At 70.2% G+C, this 4,393-nt stretch carries 3 protein-coding genes and 1 pseudogene; 3 read left to right on the top strand and 1 reads right to left on the bottom strand.

The window, feature by feature from the left end; genetic code table 11:
• Nucleotides 1–262 (bottom strand): annotated as a pseudogene (locus G6027_RS02470) (hypothetical protein); the annotation flags it as partial.
• A gap of 233 nt (nucleotides 263–495) precedes the next feature.
• Here G6027_RS02470 and clpB point away from each other — a divergent pair.
• The 3 genes from clpB to G6027_RS02455 form a co-directional block, all read left to right on the top strand.
• Nucleotides 496–3,048: an ATP-dependent chaperone ClpB gene (gene clpB / locus G6027_RS02465; protein WP_182635086.1), complete on the top strand. Its 2,553-nt coding sequence runs from the start codon at nucleotides 496–498 to the stop codon at nucleotides 3,046–3,048.
• 178 nt (nucleotides 3,049–3,226) lie between these two features.
• On the top strand, nucleotides 3,227–4,111 hold the full coding sequence (locus G6027_RS02460; protein ID WP_346995603.1) for a sulfurtransferase: 885 nt from the start codon (nucleotides 3,227–3,229) through the stop codon (nucleotides 4,109–4,111).
• A 94-nt stretch (nucleotides 4,112–4,205) separates the two neighbouring features.
• The coding region (locus G6027_RS02455; protein ID WP_182635090.1) for a hypothetical protein at nucleotides 4,206–4,393 on the top strand (188 nt) is incomplete at its 3' end.

The raw sequence follows: 4,393 nt of genomic DNA, 5'->3' as shown, positions 1-4,393 counted from the left end.
CGGCCGTGCCCGGGACCGTGGAGTTGGCGGCATCGGCGTGGGCCGGCCGGAAGAGGCCGCCGTCCCCGCCTGACAGGCGGGCTGCGCCGTCGCCGAAGGAGGCGACGGTGCCGCGGTGCTCCTCGGGGACCATCGCCAGGAGGGTCGGCGAGGATCCGACGACCGCCAGCGCCAGGAGGAGCGGCACGGCGATCGCCAGCAGGTAGGCGGAGAAGCTGACAGCCGGGTGAACGGACCGGTGAACGGATCGGTATCTGTTCACGTCAAAGGGCGGGGCGAGGGGGTCAACGTGGGCCTGTCCTGGGTCGATGCGGGGGGAGGGGTCCCCGCGGTACCAGTAAGAACATACTGATGTGGTGGCGGTGTTCACACGGGAATCCCCGACTTGAGCGGAATAGACTCAACTAACGGGTGGTTGTACGGACTGTCCGGTCCTGATGTGGGCCGGTATTGACCCGAGTACGCTCAAGAATACGTCGAAGAAAGGACCGGTCGATGAGCCAGTTCAACCCCACGACCAAGACCCAGGCGGCTCTGTCGGCCGCCGTCCAATCCGCCTCGGCGGCAGGGAACCCGGATGTCCGTCCGGGCCACCTCCTCGTGGCGCTGCTCGAGCAGCAGGACGGGATCGCCACGCCCCTGCTCCAGGCCTGCGGGGTGGACCCGCAGCTTGCGCTCACGCAGGCCAAGGCCCTCACCGCGAGCTACCCCAGCGCGTCCGGCTCGGGGCTGGCCGCCCCCAACTTCAACCGCGACGCCCTCGCCGTCATCAGTTTCTCCCAGACCCTCGCGTCAGAGATGGGCGACGACTACGTCTCCACCGAGCACGTCCTGGTCGGCATCGCCGCGGGTCACACCGGGGGCGACGCGGCCAAGCTCCTGGGCGAGCTCGGGGCCACCGAGGACGCGCTCACGCAGGCGTTCGCTGCGGTCCGCGGCAACACACGCGTGACCACCGAGAACCCCGAGGACCAGTACCAGGCGCTCGAGAAGTACTCCACGGATCTCACGGCCCGGGCACGCGAGGGCAAGATCGACCCGGTCATCGGGCGCGACTCGGAGATCCGGCGCGTGGTCCAGGTGCTGAGTCGCCGCACCAAGAACAACCCGGTGCTCATCGGCGAGCCCGGCGTGGGCAAGACCGCCATCGTGGAGGGGCTGGCCCGGCGGATCGTGGACGGCGACGTCCCCGAGTCGCTCAGGGGCAAGACCCTGCTCTCGCTCGACCTGGGTTCGATGGTCGCGGGCGCCAAGTACCGCGGCGAGTTCGAGGAGCGGCTCAAGGCCGTGCTCGACGAGATCACGGCCTCCGAGGGGCAGATCATCACCTTCATCGACGAGGTCCACACCATCGTCGGCGCCGGCGCGACCGGCGAGGGGTCGATGGACGCCGGCAACATGATCAAGCCGATGCTCGCCCGCGGGGAGCTGCGCCTGGTCGGTGCCACCACGCTCGACGAGTACCGCAAGTACATCGAGAAGGACGCCGCCCTCGAGCGCCGCTTCCAGCAGGTCTACGTGGGGGAGCCGAGCGTCGAGGACACGGTCGGCATCCTGCGCGGGCTCAAGGAGCGCTACGAGGTGCACCACGGTGTGCGGATCACCGACTCCGCGCTGGTCTCCGCGGCCGCGCTGTCGGATCGCTACATCACCCAGCGGTTCCTCCCCGACAAGGCGATCGACCTGGTCGACGAGGCCGCGAGCCGGCTCAAGATGGAGATCGACTCCCGACCGGAGGAGATCGACGCCGCCGAGCGGATCGTGCGCCGACTCGAGATCGAGGAGGTGGCACTGCAGAAGGAGACCGATGCGGCGTCCAAGGATCGGCTCGTCGCGCTCCAGTCCGAGCTCGCCGACTCCAAGGAGAAGCTCGCCGAGCTGACCGCCCGGTGGCAGAACGAGAAGACCGCCATCCAGGGTGTGCAGAAGGTCAAGGAGGAGCTCGACGCGCTGCGCACCGAGTCCGAGAAGGCCGAGCGGGACGGCGACTACGCACGGGTCGCCGAGATCCGCTACGGACGGCTGCCCGAGCTGGAGAAGCAGCTCGCCCAGGCGGAGGAGAACGACGCCGCCTCCAACGCGATGCTCAAGGAGGAGGTCGGCCCGGAGGACGTCGCCGAGGTCGTCTCCGCCTGGACCGGGATCCCCGTGGGCAAGATGCTCCAGGGCGAGACGGAGAAACTGCTGCGCATGGAGGACGAGATCGCCCGTCGGGTCGTCGGCCAGAGCGAGGCGGTCCGGGCCGTGTCCGATGCGGTCCGCCGGTCGCGCGCCGGGGTCGCCGACCCCGACCGGCCCACCGGCTCCTTCCTCTTCCTCGGCCCCACGGGTGTCGGCAAGACGGAGCTGGCCAAGGCGCTCGCCGAGTTCCTGTTCGACGACGAGCGGGCCATGGTCCGGATCGACATGAGCGAGTACTCGGAGAAGCACAGCGTCTCGAGGCTGGTGGGTGCCCCTCCGGGGTACGTCGGCTACGAGGCCGGCGGGCAGCTCACCGAGGCGGTGCGGCGGCGTCCGTACACGATCGTGCTGCTCGACGAGGTCGAGAAGGCGCACCCGGACGTCTTCGACATCCTCCTGCAGGTGCTCGACGACGGTCGGCTCACCGACGGCCAGGGTCGCACGGTCGACTTCCGCAATACGATCCTCGTGCTCACCTCCAACCTGGGGGCGGGTGGATCGCGGGAGCAGACGATGGATGCGGTCAAGCGCGCCTTCAAGCCGGAGTTCATCAACCGGCTCGACGACGTGGTGATGTTCGACTCGCTCAGCGAGGAGCAGCTCGAGTCGATCGTCGACATCCAGATCGACGAGCTCGCGCGGCGGCTCAAGGGCCGGCGACTGGCCCTCGAGGTCGACGACGCGGCCAAGGGCTGGCTGGCACGGCGCGGGTACGACCCGGCCTACGGCGCCCGCCCGCTGCGCCGGTTGGTGCAGCAGGCGATCGGCGACAAGCTCGCCCGGGCCCTGCTCGGGGGCGACATCCGCGACGGCGACACCGTGCGCGTCTCGCTCGCGGAGGACGGCGAGTCGCTCACGCTGAGCTGACGCCCGTCGTCTGAGGTGGCGGACACGAGTTGGCGGACAGGAGATGCGATCGGGAACGCTCCCGACGCGAATCCTGTCCGCCAGCTCGACCCGCGTGACCGCCGTGGTGCATCCGGTGTGACGGATCAGCCCCCGATGAGGGGATCCGCCTCGTCGTCATCGCGACTACCATGGACCCGTGACCAGAGCCACCGCACCCGCATCCGACACCCAGGTCAGTCCCCTCCTCGTCACGGCGCGCGAGTTGATCAGCGACGTGGTGAGCCTTCCCACCCCGGTGATCCTCGACGTGCGCTGGCGGCTCGGCGACGCCCGCGGGCGCGAGCACTACTACTCGGGCCACATCCCCGGTGCGCAGTACGTCGATCTCCCCACCGAACTCTCGGGCCAGCGCAACGTCCGCGAGGGCCGTCACCCGCTGCCCTCGCCCGACGACTTCGAGGACGCCCTGCGCCGCGCCGGGGTGGACAACGACAGCCGCGTGGTGATCTACGACGACTCCGGGAACACCTCCGCAGCGCGCGCGTGGTGGCTGATGCGCTGGGCCGGCAAGGAGGACGTCTATCTCCTCGACGGCGGTCTCAAGGCCTGGATCGCCGAGGGCGAGGACCTGGCGGTGGGGCCGGGCAACCCGGTCGAGCGCGGCGACTTCACCTTCAGGCTCGATCACATGCGCACGGCCGACATCGACGAGACGGAGGCCAGCCCCGGCGAGGGCGTCCTGATCGACGTCCGCGCGGCCGAGCGCTACGCCGGCCACACCGAGCCGATGGATTCGCGGGCCGGCCACATCCCGGGCGCCGTCAATCTTCCCACCTCGTCGTTCCTCGACGAGAGCGGTCGGTTCCTTCCCGCCGAGCGCATCCGTCAGATGTTCGCCGACGTGGGCGTGACCAGCGGTAGGGACACCGTGGTCTACTGCGGTTCGGGCATCCACGCGTGCCATGCGCTCGCGGCGATGGAGGTGGCCGGGATCGAGGCGGGGCGACTGTTCCCGGGGTCGTGGTCGCAGTGGTCGGCGGACCGTAGGCGGCCGATCGCGCTGGGCGAGAGTCCTCGCTAACCCGGACCTCTGCCGGCGCCCTGGCGCGTCCAGGTCACGCAGCGCCGTAGTGCCTGGCGGGCAACCCCACCAGCGCTGACTACCCTCTGTGGACATGGTCGTGTTCTGGTTCCTCCTGGCCCTCGCGCTGCTCGCCGCGGCGCTCATCCTCCTGCGCCTGGACGCCAGGCAACGCGGGGGTGCCGCGTCGCGCGAGACTCCTCCGGCGGGTGCCGCCGGGTCGGCGGGGGCGGGGACCCTGTCCGACGACGACGAGGTCCCACCCGTCACCCCGCCGGGGGG

Origin of the sequence: Dietzia sp. SLG310A2-38A2 (genome assembly GCF_014145095.1) — a bacterium.
Classification (GTDB): Bacteria; Actinomycetota; Actinomycetes; order Mycobacteriales; family Mycobacteriaceae; genus Dietzia.
This window is presented reverse-complemented; position numbering and strand designations above follow the sequence as displayed.